General features: G+C 73.0%; 17 protein-coding genes. 6 read left to right on the forward strand and 11 right to left on the reverse strand.

Features of this window, described 5'->3' with window-relative positions; all coding sequences use genetic code 11:
* Positions 1 to 116: 116 nt before the first annotated feature.
* The 4 genes from ACIRQF_RS22100 to ACIRQF_RS22115 are packed head-to-tail and all read right to left on the reverse strand — an operon-like array spanning position 117 to position 4,169.
* Positions 117 to 1,208 carry an ABC transporter ATP-binding protein gene (locus ACIRQF_RS22100; protein ID WP_404094278.1) on the reverse strand — a complete coding sequence of 364 codons (1,092 nt, stop codon included), beginning with the start codon at positions 1,206 to 1,208 and terminating at the stop codon, positions 117 to 119.
* A complete protein-coding gene (locus ACIRQF_RS22105; RefSeq protein ID WP_376632923.1) occupies positions 1,205 to 2,050 on the reverse strand; it encodes an ABC transporter permease in 846 nt (281 codons plus the stop codon). Before ACIRQF_RS22105 ends, ACIRQF_RS22100 begins: the two co-directional genes overlap by 4 nt.
* Positions 2,038 to 3,009 (reverse strand): ABC transporter permease, encoded by a 972-nt coding sequence (locus tag ACIRQF_RS22110; RefSeq protein WP_404094282.1) that lies wholly within the window; start codon positions 3,007 to 3,009, stop codon positions 2,038 to 2,040. The genes ACIRQF_RS22105 and ACIRQF_RS22110 overlap by 13 nt, the downstream gene beginning before the upstream one ends.
* Entirely contained in the window at positions 3,006 to 4,169 is a 1,164-nt protein-coding gene (locus ACIRQF_RS22115; RefSeq protein WP_382479260.1) for an ABC transporter substrate-binding protein, read from the reverse strand. Before ACIRQF_RS22115 ends, ACIRQF_RS22110 begins: the two co-directional genes overlap by 4 nt.
* A 198-nt stretch (positions 4,170 to 4,367) precedes the next feature.
* Here ACIRQF_RS22115 and ACIRQF_RS22120 point away from each other — a divergent pair, with 198 nt between their 5' ends.
* Positions 4,368 to 5,108 carry a GntR family transcriptional regulator gene (locus ACIRQF_RS22120; protein WP_376632918.1) on the forward strand — a complete coding sequence of 247 codons (741 nt, stop codon included), beginning with the start codon at positions 4,368 to 4,370 and terminating at the stop codon, positions 5,106 to 5,108.
* 40 nt (positions 5,109 to 5,148) lie between these two features.
* Here the strand turns inward: ACIRQF_RS22120 and ACIRQF_RS22125 are convergent, their stop codons facing one another.
* Complete coding sequence (locus tag ACIRQF_RS22125) at positions 5,149 to 5,730, reverse strand: Uma2 family endonuclease (RefSeq protein ID WP_404094286.1); 582 nt, start codon at positions 5,728 to 5,730, stop codon at positions 5,149 to 5,151.
* A 124-nt stretch (positions 5,731 to 5,854) separates the two neighbouring features.
* Here ACIRQF_RS22125 and ACIRQF_RS22130 point away from each other — a divergent pair, with 124 nt between their 5' ends.
* Positions 5,855 to 7,495 (forward strand): DNA repair helicase XPB, encoded by a 1,641-nt coding sequence (locus ACIRQF_RS22130; protein WP_376632914.1) that lies wholly within the window; start codon positions 5,855 to 5,857, stop codon positions 7,493 to 7,495.
* Between the two features lie 41 nt (positions 7,496 to 7,536).
* On the opposite strand, the gene ACIRQF_RS22135 is transcribed toward ACIRQF_RS22130, so the two are convergent.
* Complete coding sequence (locus ACIRQF_RS22135) at positions 7,537 to 7,746, reverse strand: hypothetical protein (protein ID WP_382479273.1); 210 nt, start codon at positions 7,744 to 7,746, stop codon at positions 7,537 to 7,539.
* A 318-nt stretch (positions 7,747 to 8,064) separates the two neighbouring features.
* On the opposite strand from ACIRQF_RS22135, the gene ACIRQF_RS22140 reads away from it, so the two are divergent.
* On the forward strand, positions 8,065 to 10,017 hold the full coding sequence (locus ACIRQF_RS22140) for a HelD family protein (RefSeq protein ID WP_404094560.1): 1,953 nt from the start codon (positions 8,065 to 8,067) through the stop codon (positions 10,015 to 10,017).
* 46 nt (positions 10,018 to 10,063) lie between these two features.
* Here ACIRQF_RS22140 and ACIRQF_RS22145 read toward each other — a convergent pair whose 3' ends face one another.
* The 3 genes from ACIRQF_RS22145 to ACIRQF_RS22155 all read right to left on the reverse strand — a co-directional run bounded on the left by ACIRQF_RS22145 (position 10,064) and on the right by ACIRQF_RS22155 (position 12,590).
* The gene (locus ACIRQF_RS22145) at positions 10,064 to 10,948 is read right to left on the reverse strand and encodes an aminoglycoside phosphotransferase family protein (protein ID WP_376632910.1); all 885 of its coding nucleotides are present in this window, start codon (positions 10,946 to 10,948) and stop codon (positions 10,064 to 10,066) included.
* Between the two features lie 369 nt (positions 10,949 to 11,317).
* Positions 11,318 to 11,962: a dihydrofolate reductase family protein gene (locus ACIRQF_RS22150; protein ID WP_382479277.1), complete on the reverse strand. Its 645-nt coding sequence runs from the start codon at positions 11,960 to 11,962 to the stop codon at positions 11,318 to 11,320.
* 148 nt (positions 11,963 to 12,110) lie between these two features.
* Positions 12,111 to 12,590 carry a hypothetical protein gene (locus ACIRQF_RS22155; protein ID WP_404094290.1) on the reverse strand — a complete coding sequence of 160 codons (480 nt, stop codon included), beginning with the start codon at positions 12,588 to 12,590 and terminating at the stop codon, positions 12,111 to 12,113.
* A 322-nt stretch (positions 12,591 to 12,912) separates the two neighbouring features.
* Here ACIRQF_RS22155 and ACIRQF_RS22160 point away from each other — a divergent pair, with 322 nt between their 5' ends.
* The 3 genes from ACIRQF_RS22160 to ACIRQF_RS22170 are packed head-to-tail and all read left to right on the forward strand — an operon-like array spanning position 12,913 to position 15,365.
* Positions 12,913 to 13,584, forward strand: coding sequence for a DUF4097 family beta strand repeat-containing protein (locus ACIRQF_RS22160; protein ID WP_404094293.1), 672 nt, complete (start codon positions 12,913 to 12,915; stop codon positions 13,582 to 13,584).
* 36 nt (positions 13,585 to 13,620) lie between these two features.
* Positions 13,621 to 14,583, forward strand: a complete 963-nt coding sequence (locus tag ACIRQF_RS22165) for an ATP-binding cassette domain-containing protein (RefSeq protein ID WP_404094295.1) — start codon at positions 13,621 to 13,623, stop codon at positions 14,581 to 14,583.
* A complete protein-coding gene (locus ACIRQF_RS22170) occupies positions 14,580 to 15,365 on the forward strand; it encodes an ABC transporter permease (protein WP_376632903.1) in 786 nt (261 codons plus the stop codon). Before ACIRQF_RS22165 ends, ACIRQF_RS22170 begins: the two co-directional genes overlap by 4 nt.
* Positions 15,366 to 15,456: 91 nt before the next feature.
* On the opposite strand, the gene ACIRQF_RS22175 is transcribed toward ACIRQF_RS22170, so the two are convergent.
* Together ACIRQF_RS22175 and ACIRQF_RS22180 are read right to left on the reverse strand one after the other, a co-directional pair.
* Positions 15,457 to 16,155, reverse strand: a complete 699-nt coding sequence (locus tag ACIRQF_RS22175; protein ID WP_376632901.1) for a copper homeostasis protein CutC — start codon at positions 16,153 to 16,155, stop codon at positions 15,457 to 15,459.
* A gap of 52 nt (positions 16,156 to 16,207) precedes the next feature.
* Positions 16,208 to 17,170, reverse strand: coding sequence for a hypothetical protein (locus ACIRQF_RS22180; RefSeq protein ID WP_404094299.1), 963 nt, complete (start codon positions 17,168 to 17,170; stop codon positions 16,208 to 16,210).
* Between the last annotated feature and the right edge of the window lie 94 nt (positions 17,171 to 17,264).

Here is a 17,264-nt window from a genome sequence, read left to right on the forward strand (position 1 = left end):
TTTCTCTGTCGTGTCGTACGGCTCGGGCGGCCCGCACCGCCGCGTCGGGTGCGGCGGTGCGGACCGCCTGAAGGGCGGCTCGCACCACCGGTCCAGTTGTCGTGCGAGCCGCGGTCTCAGGCGGCGCGGGCCGCGACGAGGACCGGGCGTTGGCGCGGGGTCACCGTGACGGCGTCGCCCGCCGCGAGTGCGGCGGCCTCGTGGGTGGGCAGGTCGGCCTTGACCTCGGTGGCGTCGGCGAGCCGCACGGTGAGCCGGGTGGTCGCGCCGAGGAAGGCCGTGGCGACGATCCGGGCCGAGCACGCGCCGTCCGTCGTGACCCGCAGGTCCTCGGGCCGTACGAGCACGTCGACCTCGCGGGCCGCCGGGGCGTCGCCGTCGAGGGGGAGGCGGCAGCCCAGCACGTCGACGAAACCGCCGGTGCCGCCGTCGAGGTACCCGGGGATCCGGCTCATGGTGCCGACGAACTCCGCGACGAAGGCGGTCGCCGGCCGTCCGTACAGCTCGGCGGGCGGGGCGCACTGTTCGAGGCGGCCGTCCCGCATCACGGCGACCCGGTCGGCCATGGACAGCGCCTCCTCCTGATCGTGCGTCACGAACAGGGTGGTGATGCCGAGTTCGCGCTGGATCCGGCGGATCTCGTCGCGCAGGGTCAGCCGCACCTTGGCGTCGAGCGCCGACAGCGGCTCGTCGAGGAGCAGGACACGCGGGCGCAGGGCGAGCGCGCGGGCGAGCGCGACGCGCTGCTGCTGGCCGCCGGACAGCTCGTGGGGGTAGCGGCCGCCCTTGTCGCCGAGGCCCACGAGCTCCAGCAGCTCGGCGGCCTGCTTGCGGCGCTCAGCCTTGCCGGCCTTCCGCATGCGCGGCCCGAAGGCCACGTTGTCGACGCAGTCGAGGTGGGGGAAGAGGCTGTACGACTGGAAGACCATGCCCGCGTCGCGCCGGTGCGCGGGCACGTGGGTGATGTCCCGGCCGTCGACGAGCACCGCGCCGGAATCGGGGGTCTCGAACCCCGCGAGCATGCGCAGGGCGGTCGTCTTGCCGCAGCCGGAGGGGCCCAGCAGGGCGAGCAGCTCCCCGGGAGCGACGGTCAGGTCGAGCCCGTCGAGGGCCGTGGTCGCCCCGAACCGGCGGCGCAGGCTACGGAATTCGACGGTCGCGGCCTCGGTGGCGGGCGCGGGCGTGGCGGCGGTGGTGGTGACGGTCATGGTGTTCCCTTGGCGGTACGGGTGCGGCGGGCGCCGGGGGCGCGGCCGCCGGCCCCGGCGAGGGCCAGGAGCAGCACCCAGGTGACGAGGAGGCTGAGCACGGAGACGGCCACGGACATCTGGGCCTGGGAGCCGGAGATGTTCACGATCCACACGGCGAAGGGCCGGAAGCCGAGCAGCTGGGCGACCGTGTACTCGCCGAGGACCAGGGCCAGGGCGAGGAAGGCCGCGTTCATCAGCGCGCCGCGCAGGTTCGGCAGCACCGCCGTGACCAGGGCCCGGACCGGACCGGCGCCGCAGCTGCGGGCGGCCTCCACGAGGGTGCGGACGTCGACGGCCCGCAGGCCGGCGTCGAGGGCGCGGTAGGTGAAGGGCAGCGCCATCACGACGTACGCGAGCACCAGGACGACGGGGAAGTCCGGGTTCTGCAGGGCGACGAAGGTCTGGAAGAGGGGGGTGCGGGCGAGGTGCTCGGGTCCCCACTTCAGGACGGTGCCGAGGCCGGCGACGAACGCGATGGGCGGCACGACCAGCGGCAGCGAGCACACCGTCTCGACGACCGGCCGCAGCCGGGGCGCGCCGAGCCGCAGGGCGACCGTCGCGGGCACCACGAGCAGCAGCACGACGGCGATCGTGACGGCGGCGAGGCCGAGCGAGAGCAGCAGGCTGGTGACGAAGCCCTCGGTACCGATGATCTTCGTGTACGCGTCGAGGGTGAGGCCCTGTCCGGGCACGTCGACGGTGAAGATCACCGAGGCGGCGAGCGGCACCAGGAAGTACACGCCGGCGAGCCCGAGGACCACCCGGCGCCAGGTGGAGGAAGAGCGGTTCAGGCGAGCCATCGCGAGCTCCGGCGTTGCAGGGGCAGATAGACGGCCATGACGAGCCCGGCGACGACGACCATGTCGAGGCTGAGGGCGAGCGCCACGTTCTCCTGGCCGACGAGGACGTTGCCGGAGATGGCGTCGGAGATCTGCAGCGTGACGAGCGGGACGGCGCTGCCGACCATCGCGGCGGCGGTCGCGTACGCGGCGAAGGCGCTGCCGAAGAGGAGCACCAGCCCGCCGAGCAGGCTCGGCGTCAGCACCGGCAGGGCGACGTGCCGCCAGTACTGGAGGGCGGTGGCCCCGTTGTTGCGGGCGGCCTCGCGCCACTGGGTGCGCAGCCCGTCCAGCGCGGGGGTGATGGTGAGCACCATCAGCGGGATCAGGAAGTACAGGTAGACGACGACCAGGCCCCAGAAGCTGTAGAGGTTCCAGCCCCTGTCGGCGAGGCCGAGGTGCCGGGTGAGCACCCCGGAGTTGCCGAGGGTGGCGACGAACGCGAAGGCGAGGGGGACGCCGCCGAAGTTGGCGAGCACGCCGGAGGCGGTCAGCACGGCCTCGCGCAGGGCGCGCGAGCGGGAGGTGACGACGGCCTGGGCGAGCGGCAGCCCGAGCAGGGCGGCCAGCACGGCGGCGGTCGCGGAGAGCTTGACGCTGCCGAGGAGGGCGGTGAGGTAGGCGCCCTGGAGGGAGGCGGTCAGGTTCCCGGTGCCGTACGTACCGACGCCGGTGGCCGGGTCGTCGACGGTGAGGGCACCACCGAGCATGGCGACCGCCGGGACGCCGAAGGCGATCGCGGTGAACGCGAGCAGCGGGACGGCGGCGAGCCAGGCGGGGGCGCGGCGCCGTCGCCGGGCGGGGGCCCCGCCGGCGGCCGGGCGCCCGGCGGCGGGGGTCTGCTCCCCGCCGGCCGGGGCGTCCGGCCCGCCCGCGCGGACCCGCCGCCCGGCGACGGTCGCGGTGTCGGGGCTCGTCATCCGGAGACGGCCTTGCCCCAGCCCTGGGCGAGGACAGTCTTGGCCTTGGCCTGCTGGGCCTCGGCCGGGAAGGACGGGACGCCGGAGACCGCGGGCAGCTTGAGGGCGGCGTCCTGGTCGAGGGTGCCGGCCTTGTCCATGGCGGGCATCAGGACCGGGCGGGCGAAGCCCTTGAGCCACAGGTTCTGGCCTTCCGCGCTGTAGACGTACTCCTGCCACAGGCGGGCGGCCGCCGGGTGCGGGGCGTCCTTGTTGACCGCCTGCGAGTAGTACTGGGCGTAGCGGCCGTCGGTGGGGACGGCGACCTTCCAGTCGAGGCCCTTGGCCTTGAACTCCTCGGCGTAGCCGGCGTTCAGGTAGTCCCAGTCGATGCTGATGGGCGTCTCGCCCTTCTCGACCGTGGCGGGGGTGGACTCGACCGGCGTGAAGTTGCCGTTCTTCTTCAGCTGGGCGAAGAAGTCGAGGCCGGGCTGGATGTCGTCGAAGGAGCCGCCCTGGGCGAGGGCCGCCGCGAAGACGCCGGCGAACGCGGAGCCGGACTTGGTCGGGTTGCCGTTGAGGGCGACCTGGCCCTTGTACTCCGGCTTGAGGAGGTCCTTGAAGGTGGTCGGGCAGTTCTTGACGCGCTTGGCGTCGCAGCCGATGGAGACGTAGCCGCCGTAGTCGTTGTACCAGCGGGCCTTCGGATCCTTCTGCTCCGCCGGGATGTCGTTCCAGGCGGTCACCTTGTACGGGGCGAGGAGGCCCTGCTGGGCGGCGCTGAGGGCGAAGGAGCTGCCCAGGTCGAGCACGTCGGGGGCGCGGTCCTGACCCTTGCGGGAGGTGACGGCGTTGATCTCGTCCTGGCTGGAGGCGTCCGGGTTCTCGACCTCGACCTTGATGCCGTACTTCTTCCGGAAGCCGTCGATCAGGGCGCCGTAGTTGGCCCAGTCACGGGGCAGCGCGATGGCGTGGAGCGTGCCCTCCTTCCTGGCCGCGGCGACCAGGGCGTCCATACCGCCGAGGTCGGCGGCGGAGGCGGCGGTGGCGGCGTTCTTGCCGTCGGCGGTGGTGCCGGCGTTCTCGGGGGCGGCGCCGCAGGCGGTGAGGGCGAGGGCGGCGACGAGGGCGAGGGAACCGCCGAGGACGGCGTTTCTCGGGAGGTGCGCGGGGACGGGCACGGCTTCTCCAGGGAGGGTTTGGGGGCTCAACTTGTCTGAACAAGTTGGCCCCAGTACGCCCGGCCCCGATGACATGGAGATGAACGAGGACGGAACGGATCCCCGCCATTCCCTGCACATTGGCGGCGCTTTTCGGCCACTGACACGCTCAACTACGCTGGTGCACCTGTGCACACGGCACACGAGGAGGGACCAGCGATGACCGCGCGCCACGAGCAGATCGCCGCCGAGCTGCGACGGGCGATCCGGCGCGAGGAGTACCCGGTCGGCGCCCGGCTGCCCGCCGAGACCGAGCTCGCCGCCCAGTACGGCGTCTCCCGCGGCACCGTCCGCCAGGCCGTCGCCGCCCTGACCGCCGAGGGGCTCATCGGCTCCCGGCAGGGCGCCCGGCGCGTGGTCCTGGCCGGCCGCCGCAGCCAGAGCTTCGCCGAGCTGCGCAGCTTCGCCCAGTGGGCGCAGGCGATGGGACGCGCCGCCACCGGCCACGTCGTCACGCAGGAATACCGCCCGGCCGGCCCGGAGGACGCCGCCCGGCTGCACCTCGCCGAGGGCGTCCCGCTGCTCCACGTGCTGCGCGTCCGCGGCCTCGACGGCGAGCCGGTCCTGGTCGAGCGGACCGTCTACGCCGACTGGATCTCCCCCGCCGTCGAGGCCATCGACCCCGACTGCGCCTCGGTCACCCAGCGCCTCTACGACGCGACGGGCCTGGTCTTCGCCCACGGCGAGCACGTCATCGACGCGGTCGCCGCCGGCGCGCAGGACGCCGGCCTCCTCGCCGTCCGGCGCACCAGCCCGCTGCTGCGCGTCCGCCGCGTCACCACCACCCACGACGGCCGCCCCGTCGAGTGGTCCGACGACCGCTACCGCCCGGACGCGGTGAGCTTCACGGTCCACAACGCGATCGGCCACAACCCCCTGATGCGGACGACGGCGGGGTGACGGGCGCCGGCCGGGCCGGGCGGACCAGCGACGCCCCTTGTCACCGACGCTTCGGGCTCACCAGCGCCCCGGGGTCGACCTCGACCGGGAACGGCTTCTCGATCAGCGTGCGCCGGCCTCCCTCGACCCCGGTCCGCTCGACGTAGCGGCCGCTCACCAGCTCGGACACGATCAGGGCGGGGGCGGGCTCCAGCTCCAGCCGCCACAGGTGCTCGATTCCCGCCTCCGCGTAATACGGCGGCTTCAGCAGGCGGTCGGTACGCCGGCCCGAGGACGACGGGGAGACGATCTCGACGACCAGGAGCACGGCCTCGGCGTCATAGGTGATCGGATCCTCCTCGGCCGCGGACGCCTCCACCACGACGATGTCCGGGATGAACAGACCGTCGGGCAGGACGACGTTCACCGCTTCGAGCACCTCGACCGGGGCACCCGCCGCCTGAATGGCCGCGTCCAGCAGGGACGCGAGACGGAGCGACGCACGCTGGTGCTTCGTTCCCGGAGCCGGAGACATCAAGAGTGCTTCCCCCATCAATTCACGACGTACCCCACGGTCCTCCCCCAGCGCCAGGACCTCCTCTATCGTCCAGGGCCCGTAGTGTGGATCGTGCGCGACGCTCATCTCGCCACCTCCCTCTCGGCAGTCCGTCCCGTTCAGTGTGGCAGCCCCCACCGACATCGGCCGGGCATCAGGCAGACTGGATGTTTGGCCACATACGGCCCGCGTGGAAGGGGATGCGCAACACGTGAATGGTCCACTCATCGTCCAAAGCGACAAGACGCTCCTGCTGGAGGTCGACCACGAGCAGGCCGAGGCCTGCCGGCGGGCCATCGCGCCCTTCGCCGAGCTGGAGCGGGCGCCCGAGCACATCCACACCTACCGGGTGACCCCGCTCGGGCTGTGGAACGCGCGGGCGGCCGGGCACGACGCCGAGCAGGTCGTGGACGCGCTGGTGGAGTTCTCGCGCTACCCCGTCCCGCACGCGCTGCTCGTGGACGTCGCCGAGACCATGGCGCGCTACGGGCGCCTGACCCTGTCCAAGCACCCCACGCACGGGCTCGTGCTCACCACGACCGACCGGCCGGTGCTCGAGGAGGTGCTGCGCTCGAAGAAGGTGCAGCCGCTGGTCGGCGATCGGATCGACGCGGACACCGTCGCCGTGCACCCCTCGGAGCGCGGCCAGATCAAGCAGACCCTGCTCAAGCTGGGCTGGCCCGCCGAGGACCTCGCCGGTTACGTGGACGGCGAGGCGCACCGGATCGACCTCGCCGAGGACGGCTGGTCCCTGCGGCCGTACCAGCAGCAGGCCGTCGAGGGCTTCTGGCACGGCGGCTCGGGCGTCGTCGTGCTGCCCTGCGGCGCCGGCAAGACGCTGGTCGGCGCCGGGGCGATGGCGCAGGCCAAGGCGACCACGCTGATCCTGGTGACCAACACCGTCTCGGCCCGGCAGTGGAAGGCCGAGCTGGTCAAGCGCACCTCGCTCACCGAGGACGAGATCGGCGAGTACAGCGGGACGCGCAAGGAGATCCGGCCCGTCACGATCGCCACGTACCAGGTGCTGACGACGCGGCGGAAGGGGATCTATCCCCACCTGGAGCTCTTCGACTCCCGCGACTGGGGCCTCATCGTCTACGACGAGGTGCACCTGCTGCCGGCCCCCGTCTTCAAGTTCACCGCCGACCTGCAGGCCCGGCGGCGGCTCGGCCTCACGGCGACCCTGGTGCGCGAGGACGGGCGCGAGTCCGACGTCTTCTCGCTGATCGGCCCCAAGCGCTTCGACGCCCCGTGGAAGGAGATCGAGGCGCAGGGCTACATCGCGCCCGCGGACTGCGTCGAGGTGCGGGTCGACCTCACCGACTCGGAGCGGCTCGCGTACGCGACGGCCGAGCCCGAGGAGAAGTACCGCTTCTGCGCCACCACGGCGACCAAGCGGCGGGTCACCGAGGCCCTGGTGAAGAAGTTCGCCGGGCAGCAGACCCTCGTCATCGGCCAGTACATCGACCAGCTCGACGAGCTCGGCGAGCACCTGAACGCCCCGGTGATCAAGGGCGAGACGTCGAACGCGCAGCGCGAGAAGCTCTTCGACGCCTTCCGCAACGGCGAGATCGGCGTCCTGGTCGTCTCCAAGGTCGCGAACTTCTCGATCGACCTGCCGGAGGCGACGGTCGCCATCCAGGTCTCCGGCACCTTCGGCTCCCGCCAGGAGGAGGCCCAGCGCCTGGGCCGCGTGCTGCGCCCGAAGGCCGACGGCCACCAGGCGCACTTCTACTCGGTCGTCGCCCGCGACACCATCGACCAGGACTTCGCCGCCCACCGGCAGCGCTTCCTGGCCGAGCAGGGGTACGCGTACCGCATCGTCGACGCGAGCGAGCTGCTGGAGTCCTGACCGGGCCCCCCGCCCCTCCCCGGCCAGCGCTCCGGCGTCACTCAGACGTCGCTCAGGTGTCTGGGGCGGGGGTCGCGGACGCCGGCGCGCTCGTCGAGCTCCTCGTACGAGCCGAGCAGGACGGTGCCGACGGCGGCGCCGAGGGCCCGTATCGCGCGGACGCCGAAGGCGAGGCGGTGCGGGAGGGTGGTCGGGGCGGTGGACGCGGGGGTGAGGGTGGTGGACGCGGGGGTGAGGGTGGTGGCGGACATGCCTCCATCATCCGAAACGGACATTCCGCACACATCACCCTGAGGGTGGAGCCCGGGTCCCCCGGAAGGCAGAGCCCGACCCCTACGGGTCGCGGCCGGGGAAATCCGTTCGCGCCCGGCACGACGGTGGGGCTACACTCGCCTGCTTCCCCGCCTCCCGCTCGTGGAGCGCCGCCGTCCGGTCGGAAACCGGCGGCCACCTTGACGTGTCCGCGTACCCGACCCGGAGGCTCCACCGTGTCCGTAACGTCCCCCGCAGACGATCCGCTCGCGCGGGAGCGCGCTCACCTCACCGAGTCCCGCGCCGCCCTGCGCGCGATGCGGGAGGACGTGGAATCGCTCGACATCAAGGACGTCACCGCCAACTGGGTCAACTCGGTCGTCCTCACCCGTCAGATCGAGGAGCGCATCAAGGCGCTCGCCGACCTCGCCGACACGCCCCTGTTCTTCGGCCGGCTCGACTACCTGCACACCACGCAGGAGGGCCAGCGCTTCTACATCGGCCGCCGGCACGTGCACGACGCCGTCGGCGACCCGATGGTGATCGACTGGCGTGCGCCGGTCTCGCAACCGTTCTACCGGGCGTCGAAGAAGGACCCGCAGGACGTCGGGCTGCGCCGCCGCTTCGGCTACACGGGCGGCGACCTCACGGCGTACGAGGACGAGCACCTCTCCGACCCGGAGGAGCTGGAGCGGACCAGCCGGCTGCTCCAGGCCGAGATCGAGCGGCCGCGCGTGGGTCCGATGCGGGACATCGTCGCGACCATCCAGCCCGAGCAGGACGAGATCGTCCGCTCCGACCTGTCGGGGTCGATCTGCGTCCAGGGAGGCCCCGGCACCGGAAAGACGGCCGTGGGCCTGCACCGTGTCGCGTACCTGCTGTACGCCCACCGGGAGCGCCTCGCCCGCACCGGCACCCTGGTCATCGGGCCGAACCGCTCCTTCCTCCACTACATCGAGCAGGTCCTCCCGGCCCTCGGCGAGCTCGAGGTGCAGCAGGCGACGGTGGACGACCTCGTCGCGCACGTCGAGGTGCGCGGTTCGGACGCGGCGGCGACCGCCGTCGTCAAGGGCGACGCCCGGATGGCGGAGGTGCTGCGCCGGGCGGTCTGGTCCCACGTGACGCTTCCCACGGAGCCGCTGATGGTGGTGCGCGGCTCACGCCGCTGGCGTGTCCCGGCCTACGAACTCGAGGAGATGGTCCGCGAGCTGACGGCCCGTGATATCCGGTACGGGGCGGCCCGCGAGGCCCTGCCGCAGCGCATCGCGCACGCCGTGCTGGTCCGTATGGAGCAGGCGGGCGAGGCGCCCGACGACCGGGTGCAGGACGCGGTCGCGCGCAACGCGGCGGTCAAGGCGGTCGTGAAGGAGTGCTGGCCGGCGGTCGAGCCGGCGAAGCTGGTGCTGCGCCTGCTGAGCGACCCCGACTTCCTGGCGGAGCACGCGGCGGGGATCCTCGACGCCGAGGAGCAGAAGCTCCTGCTGTGGGAGAAGCCGTACCGGAGCGTGCGGACGGCGAAGTGGTCGGCGGCGGACGCGGTCCTCGTCGACGAGACGCGGGACCTGGTCGAGCGCACGCACTCGCTCGGCCATGTGGTGGTCGACGAGGCGCAGGACCTCTCCCCCATGCAGTACCGGGCGGTCGGCCGCCGGTGCACGACGGGCTCGGCGACCGTCCTCGGCGACCTCGCGCAGGGCACCACCCCGTGGGCTACGGGCAGTTGGGCGCAGGCGCTCGCGCACCTGGGCAAGCCGGAGGCGGTCGTGGAGGAGCTGACGGCCGGTTTCCGCGTACCGCGCGAGGTCATCGCGTACGCCTCCCGGCTGCTCCCGCACATGTCGCCGGGGCTCGCGCCGGTGGAGTCGGTGCGTGAGAACCCCGGCTCGCTGGAGGTCCGGCGGACGGAGCCGGAGGCGCTGGACGGGGACGTGGTCGCGGCGTGCGTCGAGGCCCTGGCGCACGAGGGCTCGATCGGTCTGATCGCCGCCGACGCGCGCATCGCCCCGCTGGCGGAGGCCCTGGCGGCCGCCGGTCTCGCCTGCCTCGCCCCGGGCGAGGAGACCACGGCCGAGTCCCGGCTGACCCTGGTCCCGGCCTCGCTGGCGAAGGGTCTGGAGTACGACTACGTGGTCCTCGACGAGCCGGCCGCCGTCGTGGACGGCGAACCGGACGAGCGCACGGGCCTGCGGCGCCTGTACGTGGCGCTGACCCGTGCGGTGTCGGGCCTGACGGTGGTGCACGCGTCGGACCTGCCGGAACAGCTGGGCTGAGGGGTGCGCGGGGCCGGACCGCCGTCGGTGGGTTCCGCGGCCCGTGTCACCGGCCGGCGTACTCCGGCAGTGCCTCGCTCCAGGTGCGGTGGGCGACGGCGCTGAGCACCGGATTCCTGCCGCGGTAGTAGTGCTCGGTCACGATGCCCCAGCACAGGGCCCAGCCGCGGCCGCGGGCCCAGGTCGCGTCGTCGACCCGGGCGGCCTCACGGAAGAGGGGCCGGGTCTCCGGGGTGAACAGGGTCCACGCGGCCATCATGTCGCAGGCGGGGTCGCCGACGCCGAGGGCGCCGAAGTCGATGACGGCGCTGAGGCGCCCGTCGCGGGTGAGCAGGTTGCCGGGCAGCAGGTCGCCGTGGATCCACACCGGCTCGCGCTCCCACTGCGGCAGCCGGAGCACGGACTCCCAGGCGGCGGTGGCGCGTTCGCCGTCGAGCGTCCCGTCCTCGGCGAGGGCCCGCAGGGCCCCGGCCATGGCACCGTCCTCCCAGGAGGTGACGGGTCCGCCCCGGGAGGAGACGGGCCCGCCGGTCGCGTCGGCCCGGCGCAGGGCGGCCCCGAACCGCCCCAACTCGACGGCGGCGCCCGCGAGATCGCCGACGGGCGCGTGCCAGGCGTCCCGCCCGTCCAGCCACTCGTACACGGACCAGGTCTGTGCGAACCCCTCCCCGGGCACCCCGGCCCCGACCGGTACGGGCACGGGCAGCGGCAGTCCGGGCGCGATCCGCGGCAGCCAGTGCTGCTCCTTCTCGATCTGCCCCAGCGCCCAGTCCGCCTTCGGCAGCCGTACGACGAGCCCGTCCCCGAGCCGGAAGATCGCGTTGTCGGTCCCAGCGGAGTCGACCTCGCGCACGGGCAGCCCGGCCCACTGCGGGAACTGGGCGGCGACCAGGCGGCGTACGAGCGTCTCGTCGAGGGGGGTGGGTGTCATGCGGGGGAGGCTAACGACACAGCGCACCTCCCGCCACGGAATTCGCCGGGGCCCGGCACCGCCACCGAATTCGCCTGGGGTCCGGCACCGCCCCGGAAGGCCGGGGTCCGACACGGCCCCGAAGGCCGGGGAAGGGCACGCCTCGCCCCGGCGCCCCGGGAACCCGGCGGGGCACCCGCCGGGGCCGGCGTCCCACCGGGGTCGGCGTCATGCCCGGGGCCGGCGTCCCACCCAGGGCCCGCGTCCCGCCCGGGGCCCGCGTCCCGCCCACGGCCCGCGTCCCGCCCACGGCCCGCGTCCCACCCAGGGCCCGCGTCCCACCCAGGGCCGGCGTCCCTCCCAGGGCCGGCGGCCCACCCGGGCCGGGGGTCACCTGCGCCAGAACAGGTGGTGCGTCACGCCGCTCGGGCTGGGCACGACCTCCAGGTGGAAGCGGTCGAGCAGCTCGTCCGGGGACTCCCAGAGGCGCAGTCCCGACCCGAGCTCCACCGGGGCGACCACCACGTGCAGGGTGTCGACGAGGTCCGCGTCGAGGAACTGCCGGACGGTGGTGACCCCGCCGCCGAGCCGGACGTCCTTGCCGTCCGCCGCCGCCCGCGCCTGTTCGAGGATCGTGGCCGGGTCGCCGGCGACGAAGTGGAACGTGGTGTCGGAGAGCGTGAACGAGGGACGCTCGTGGTGGGTCATGACGAACACCGGGGTGTGGAACGGGGGCTCGTCACCCCACCAGCCGCGCCACTCGTGGTCCTGCCAGGGCCCGCGCTGGGGACCGAACTTGTTGCGGCCCATGATCTCGGCGCCGATGTTGCGGGCGAAGTCCCGCGTGAAGTAGTCGTCCAGGCCCCGGCTGCCGCCGGAGTCCGTGCGCATGGGCCAGCTCGCCGTGGCGCCCGCCCAGGAGAACAGCCGCTCGGGGCTGACGTGCCCGAACGGCCTTTCGAGGCTCTGGTGCTCACCGGCACCCACGCCGTCGCTCGACACGGTGAAGTTCATGACTCTCAGCAGCTGTTCCACGGGTCTCCTCGTCGGATCCGGTCGGGTCCTGCGCGCGGCGAAGCACCGCACATCCGGACGTCGAACGGGACGCGCCCGAATCGACAGCGTCCCGCCCGCCTTCTTGTCGACCCGTGACGCGCCGGTCTTGAGCGGTCCGCGGCCGGCGTCAGCTCCGGCGCAGCTCGCCGAACCAGCGCACGATCTCCGACGTGGCCGCGATGTTGGCCCCCAGGTGGCGGGAGCCGTGGTGGTCGACGGCACCGAGGTCGACGACCGGTGCGTCCACACCCTTCCCGCGCAGAGCCGCCCGGCAGTGCTCCGTGTTGGCGGTCACGGCCTGCTCGTCCGCCGTCGCCATGTAGAGCCGCACCGGAGCCCGGGGGGTCCAGTCGGTGCACACGGCGTCGGTCGTGCGCAGCGCCGCCGCCGGCGGGCCGGTGGGGTCCGCGAGCAGCGCGCGGCCGTGCTCCGTCAGCACCTCGTCCAGCGCGCCCGGGGTGCCGCGCATCAGCTGCTCGCCGGTGTGCGCGCCGTCGAAGAGCTCCTCGACGGTGCTGTCGTACGGGGCGCGGAAGACCTCGCCGGGCCTGTCGTAGAGGGGGTGGAGCCGGTTGAACGCCACCAGGGTGTAGGCCGCGTACAGCACGCTGGACTTGGGCTCCAGCCGCCCGTCGAGCAGCGCGGGCAGCTCCGCGCCCCGAAGTCGCTCACCCGACCGGGCCCGCGTCGCGCTGGTGCAGACCCCCCGGCATTCCTGGAGCCCCCCCGCATAGCGTTCATTCTTAATCTATTGCAACGCTCACCACCTTGACGTTGCGTTAGATCGATAAGCGTTGCAACGATTTACCTCAATTGACCTGCAGTGATGCAGCTTTCGCGCAACGAATCCATTGCCGACCCCTCGAACGCAACGTAGTGTTTCCAATGTCAGAAACGCCGAGCGCACCGCTCGAAACAAGGAGAGCATCATGCAGAAGTTCGACACCCCCGCCACGATCACCACCGCCCTCGACCTCCCCGCCGGGCGCTTCACCCTCGTCGCCTCCGACCGCTCCGACACCACCGTCGAGGTCCTTCCCGCCGACGCCTCCAAGGGCCGTGACGTGAAGGCCGCGGAGCAGGTCGAGGTGCGGTACGCCGACGGCGAGCTGCGGATCGAGGCCCCCGGATGGGAGCGCCGGATCCTGGGCAACTCCGGGTCCGTCCAGGTGACCGTGCAGCTGCCGGCCGGTTCGCGGGTCGCGGTGAAGGCGGCCGCCGCCGAGCTCCGCGGCGAAGGACGGCTCGGCGACGTCGAGTTCGAGAGCGCGCAGGCCACCGTCACGCTCGACGAGACCGCGGGCGCCCGCGTCACCGTGCAGGCCGGCGACATCACCGTCGGACGCCTCGGCGGCTCCGCCGAGATCAGCACCCAGGCCGGCGACCTCCGCGTCGACGAGGCCGTCGCCGGCACCGTCACCCTGCGCACCACGAAGGGCGACATCGAGGTGGGCGCCGCCCGCGGGGTCTCCGCCACCCTCGACGCCGGCACCTCCTACGGCCGGATCCAGAACGCCCTCCGGAACAGCGAGGGCGCCGGCGTCGCCCTGAACATCTCCGCGACCACCGCCTACGGCGACATCACCGCCCGCAGCCTCTGACCGACCCGACCCTTCCACCCCCAAGGAGCATTCCTGATGAGCAAGTTGGCCATCGCGGCGACCGGGCTGCGGAAGTCCTACGGCGACAAGACCGTGCTCGACGGCGTCGACCTGGCGGTCGAGGAGGGAACGGTCTTCTCCCTCCTGGGCCCCAACGGCGCCGGCAAGACCACCGCCGTCAAGATCCTCTCCACCCTCGTCTCCGCCGGTCCCGGCAGCGGGCCGATCAGCGTCGGCGGCCACGACCTCGCCACCGCCGCGCAGTCCGTCCGCGCCTCGATCGGCGTCACCGGACAGTTCTCCGCCGTCGACGGCCTGATCACCGGCGAGGAGAACATGCTCCTCATGGCGGACCTGCACCACCTGTCGAGGAGCGAGGGGCGACGGGTCGCCGCCGAACTCCTGGAGCGCTTCGACCTCACCGAGGCCGCCGGGAAGCCGGCCTCCACCTACTCCGGCGGCATGAAGCGCCGCCTCGACATCGCCATGACCCTGGTCGGCGACCCGCGCATCATCTTCCTCGACGAACCGACCACCGGCCTCGACCCGCGGTCCCGCCACAACATGTGGCAGATCATCCGCGAGCTGGTCACCGGCGGCGTGACGGTCTTCCTCACCACCCAGTACCTGGAGGAGGCCGACGAACTCGCCGACCGCATCGCGGTCCTGAACGACGGAAAGATCGCCGCCGAGGGGACCGCCGAGGAGCTCAAGCGCATCGTTCCCGGCGGACACGTCCGGCTCCGCTTCACCGACCCGGCCGCCTACCGGCGGGCCACGGCCGCCCTGGGCGGGGCCGCCGGGGACGACGAGTCCCTCACGCTGCAGGTGCCCAGCGACGGCAGCCAGCGCGCACTCCGCTCCGTGCTCGACCGGTTGGACGCCGCCGGCATCGAGGCCGACGAACTGACCGTGCACACCCCCGACCTCGACGACGTCTTCTTCGCCCTCACCGGCGCCGCCGCCGTCCCCGCCCAGACCAAGGAGTCCGTCCGATGAGTTCCCTCGCCCTCGCCGTCCGCGACTCGAAGACGATGCTGCGCCGCAACCTGCTGCACGCCCGGCGCTACCCCTCGCTCACCCTGAACCTGCTGCTCACGCCGATCATGCTGCTGCTGCTCTTCGTCTACATCTTCGGCGACACCATGAGCGCGGGCATCGGCGGCGGCGACCGCTCCGACTACATCGCCTACCTCGTGCCCGGCCTGCTCCTGATGACCATCGGCAGCACCACCATCGGCACCGCGGTCTCCGTCTCCACCGACATGTCCGAGGGCATCATCGCCCGCTTCCGCACCATGGCCATCCACCGCGGTTCGGTCCTCGTCGGACACGTCGTGGGCAGCGTCCTGCAGTCGGTCGCCAGCGTGGTCCTCGTCGGCGCCGTCGGTGTGGCCATCGGCTTCCGCTCCACGGACGCCACCGCCCTGGAGTGGCTCGCCGCCTTCGGGCTGCTCGTCCTCTTCGCCCTGGCGCTCACCTGGATCGCCGTCGGCATGGGTCTGATCAGCCCGAACGCGGAGGCCGCCAGCAACAACGCGATGCCGCTGATCTTCCTGCCGCTGATCTCCAGCGCCTTCGTCCCGGTCGACGCGATGCCGGGCTGGTTCCAGCCGATCGCCGAGTACCAGCCCTTCACCCCCGCCATCGAGACCCTGCGCGGACTGCTCCTCGGCACCGAGATCGGCAACAACGGCTGGATCGCGGTCGCCTGGTGCCTCGGCCTCGCCGTCCTCGGCTACTTCTGGTCGACGTCGAAGTTCGACGGCGACGCCAAGTAGGGACCGTGGCCGCGCCCCAGGGCGGCGTACCTTCCGACCTCACGTCGGGGTACGCCGCCTTCGGCGTTTCCGAGGGGTTCCGGGGCCGTGCCTACGCGTCCAGCGCCTCGCGCCAGGTCCGTACCGCCGCGGCGGAGACCCGGGCCGTCCAGCCGTCGGGGCGCGCGGCGCCGCCGATGTGGAAGGCGGTGAGGCCGGCGGCGCGCAGGGCCGGGAGGTGGTCGAGGCGGAGGCCGCCGCCGACCAGGATCTGCGGCTCGTAGCCCGGTTCGCCGGCGCGGGCCGCCTCCGCCTTCAGGGTGGCCAGGCCGTCGTCGACACCGGTCGCCGCACCCGCCGTGAGGTACGTGTCGAGGCCCGGCAGGTCCGCGAGCTGCTTGCGGAGCGCGTCGCGGTCGGCCGCGCGGTCGATGGCCCGGTGGAAGGTCCAGCGGCAGCCGTCCAGGACCGCGACCAGGCGCTCGACCGCCACCAGGTCCGGGTCGCCGTCGGGGGTGAGGAAGCCGAGGACGAACTCGTCGGCGCCCGCCTCCCGGAGTTCGCTCGCGCGAGCCACCAGGGTGGCCACCTGCCCGGCGTCCCCGGCCGCGAAGCCGTCCGTCAGTCTGAGCATCACGCGCAGCGGGATGTCCACCGCCGCGCGGATCGCGGCGAAGCCGCTCGTGGACGGGGTGAGCCCGTCCGCCGCCATGTCGGTGACCAGCTCGAGGCGGTCCGCCCCACCGGCCTGGGCAGCGACCGCGTCCTCCTCGTCGAGGGCGATCACCTCCAGCACTGCACGGTTGCTCATTGAGCCCATTCCTCCATGATCACGCGGCTACAGGTCTAGTCCAATGTCCAGACTAGCCGTGCGAGTGTTCCGCCGCATCGTGCGGCGCCTCATCCGTACCACCGGTGGCCGCTCCCGCGTCGGTGCCGGCCGTTCCCGCGCGGACCGTGAAGGCGGCCGTACGGACCTTGCCCCCGTGCCGGAAGTCCAGGAACAGGCGGTACGTGCCCGAACTCGGCGCCGTCGCCGTGAAGGAGACGTCCGGACCGGGGCCGCCCCCGTTGGGGTGCACGTGGAGGTAGGCGAGGTCGCCGTCGCGCAGCGCGACCAGGTGTCCATAGGCACCGAGGTACGGCTCCAGGTCCGTGACCGGCTTGCCGGCCTTCGTGACGGTGAGCCGCAGTTCACCCGCGCGGCCCGGGTCCAGCGTGCCGCCGAGGCGCACCCGGTAGCCGTCGACCTCGGCCGTCGGCGTCACGGGTGGCATCGCCTTCGGGGCGTACGCCCCCGGGACGGACAGGTCGACGCCGAGCGTCACGCCCCGGGCGCCCTTCACCGCGGGCTTGAAGTCCGCGAAGGCCTTGTAGGCGCCCGCCGCCGGCAGGTCCGCGGCCACCGACCAGGTGCCGTCGGCGGCCTTCACCGGGTGCAGGTGGCGGAAGACGGTCAGATCGCGCGAGGCGACGATGAAGTGCAGTTCCCTGCCGTGCTCGGTGGCGAACGCGGTGACCTTGCGGCCCGTCGCGTCCCTGATCGAGAACTTCAGGGTGCTCGTGCCGCGGGCGGGGGTCGGGGTGTCGAGGGCGAGGGTGTAGCCGCCCTCGGAGACCTGCAGGCCACCGGCAGCGGGGGCGTTCGCCGCCTCCGCGTGGCCGCCGTGGCCGCCGCCCTCCTGCGGCGCGGCCTCCGCGTGACCCGCGTGCTCCGCCTTCTCCGGCTCCCCGAGGGGGCCGACGCCCTTGCCGACGCCGTACGCGGCCCCGAAGGTCGCGGCGAGGGCGGCCGCAAAGGCAGTGATCCTCACTCCGGTGTTCATGGCTGCTCTCCTGCTCTCCCGGTGTACGGGCGGCGTGGTCGGAACCCTTTCACTGCACTTCACCATACCCCTGGGGGGTATCAAGTCAAGTCGG

This window comes from Streptomyces sp. NPDC101191 (assembly GCF_044767915.1).
GTDB lineage: Bacteria > Actinomycetota > Actinomycetes > Streptomycetales > Streptomycetaceae > Streptomyces.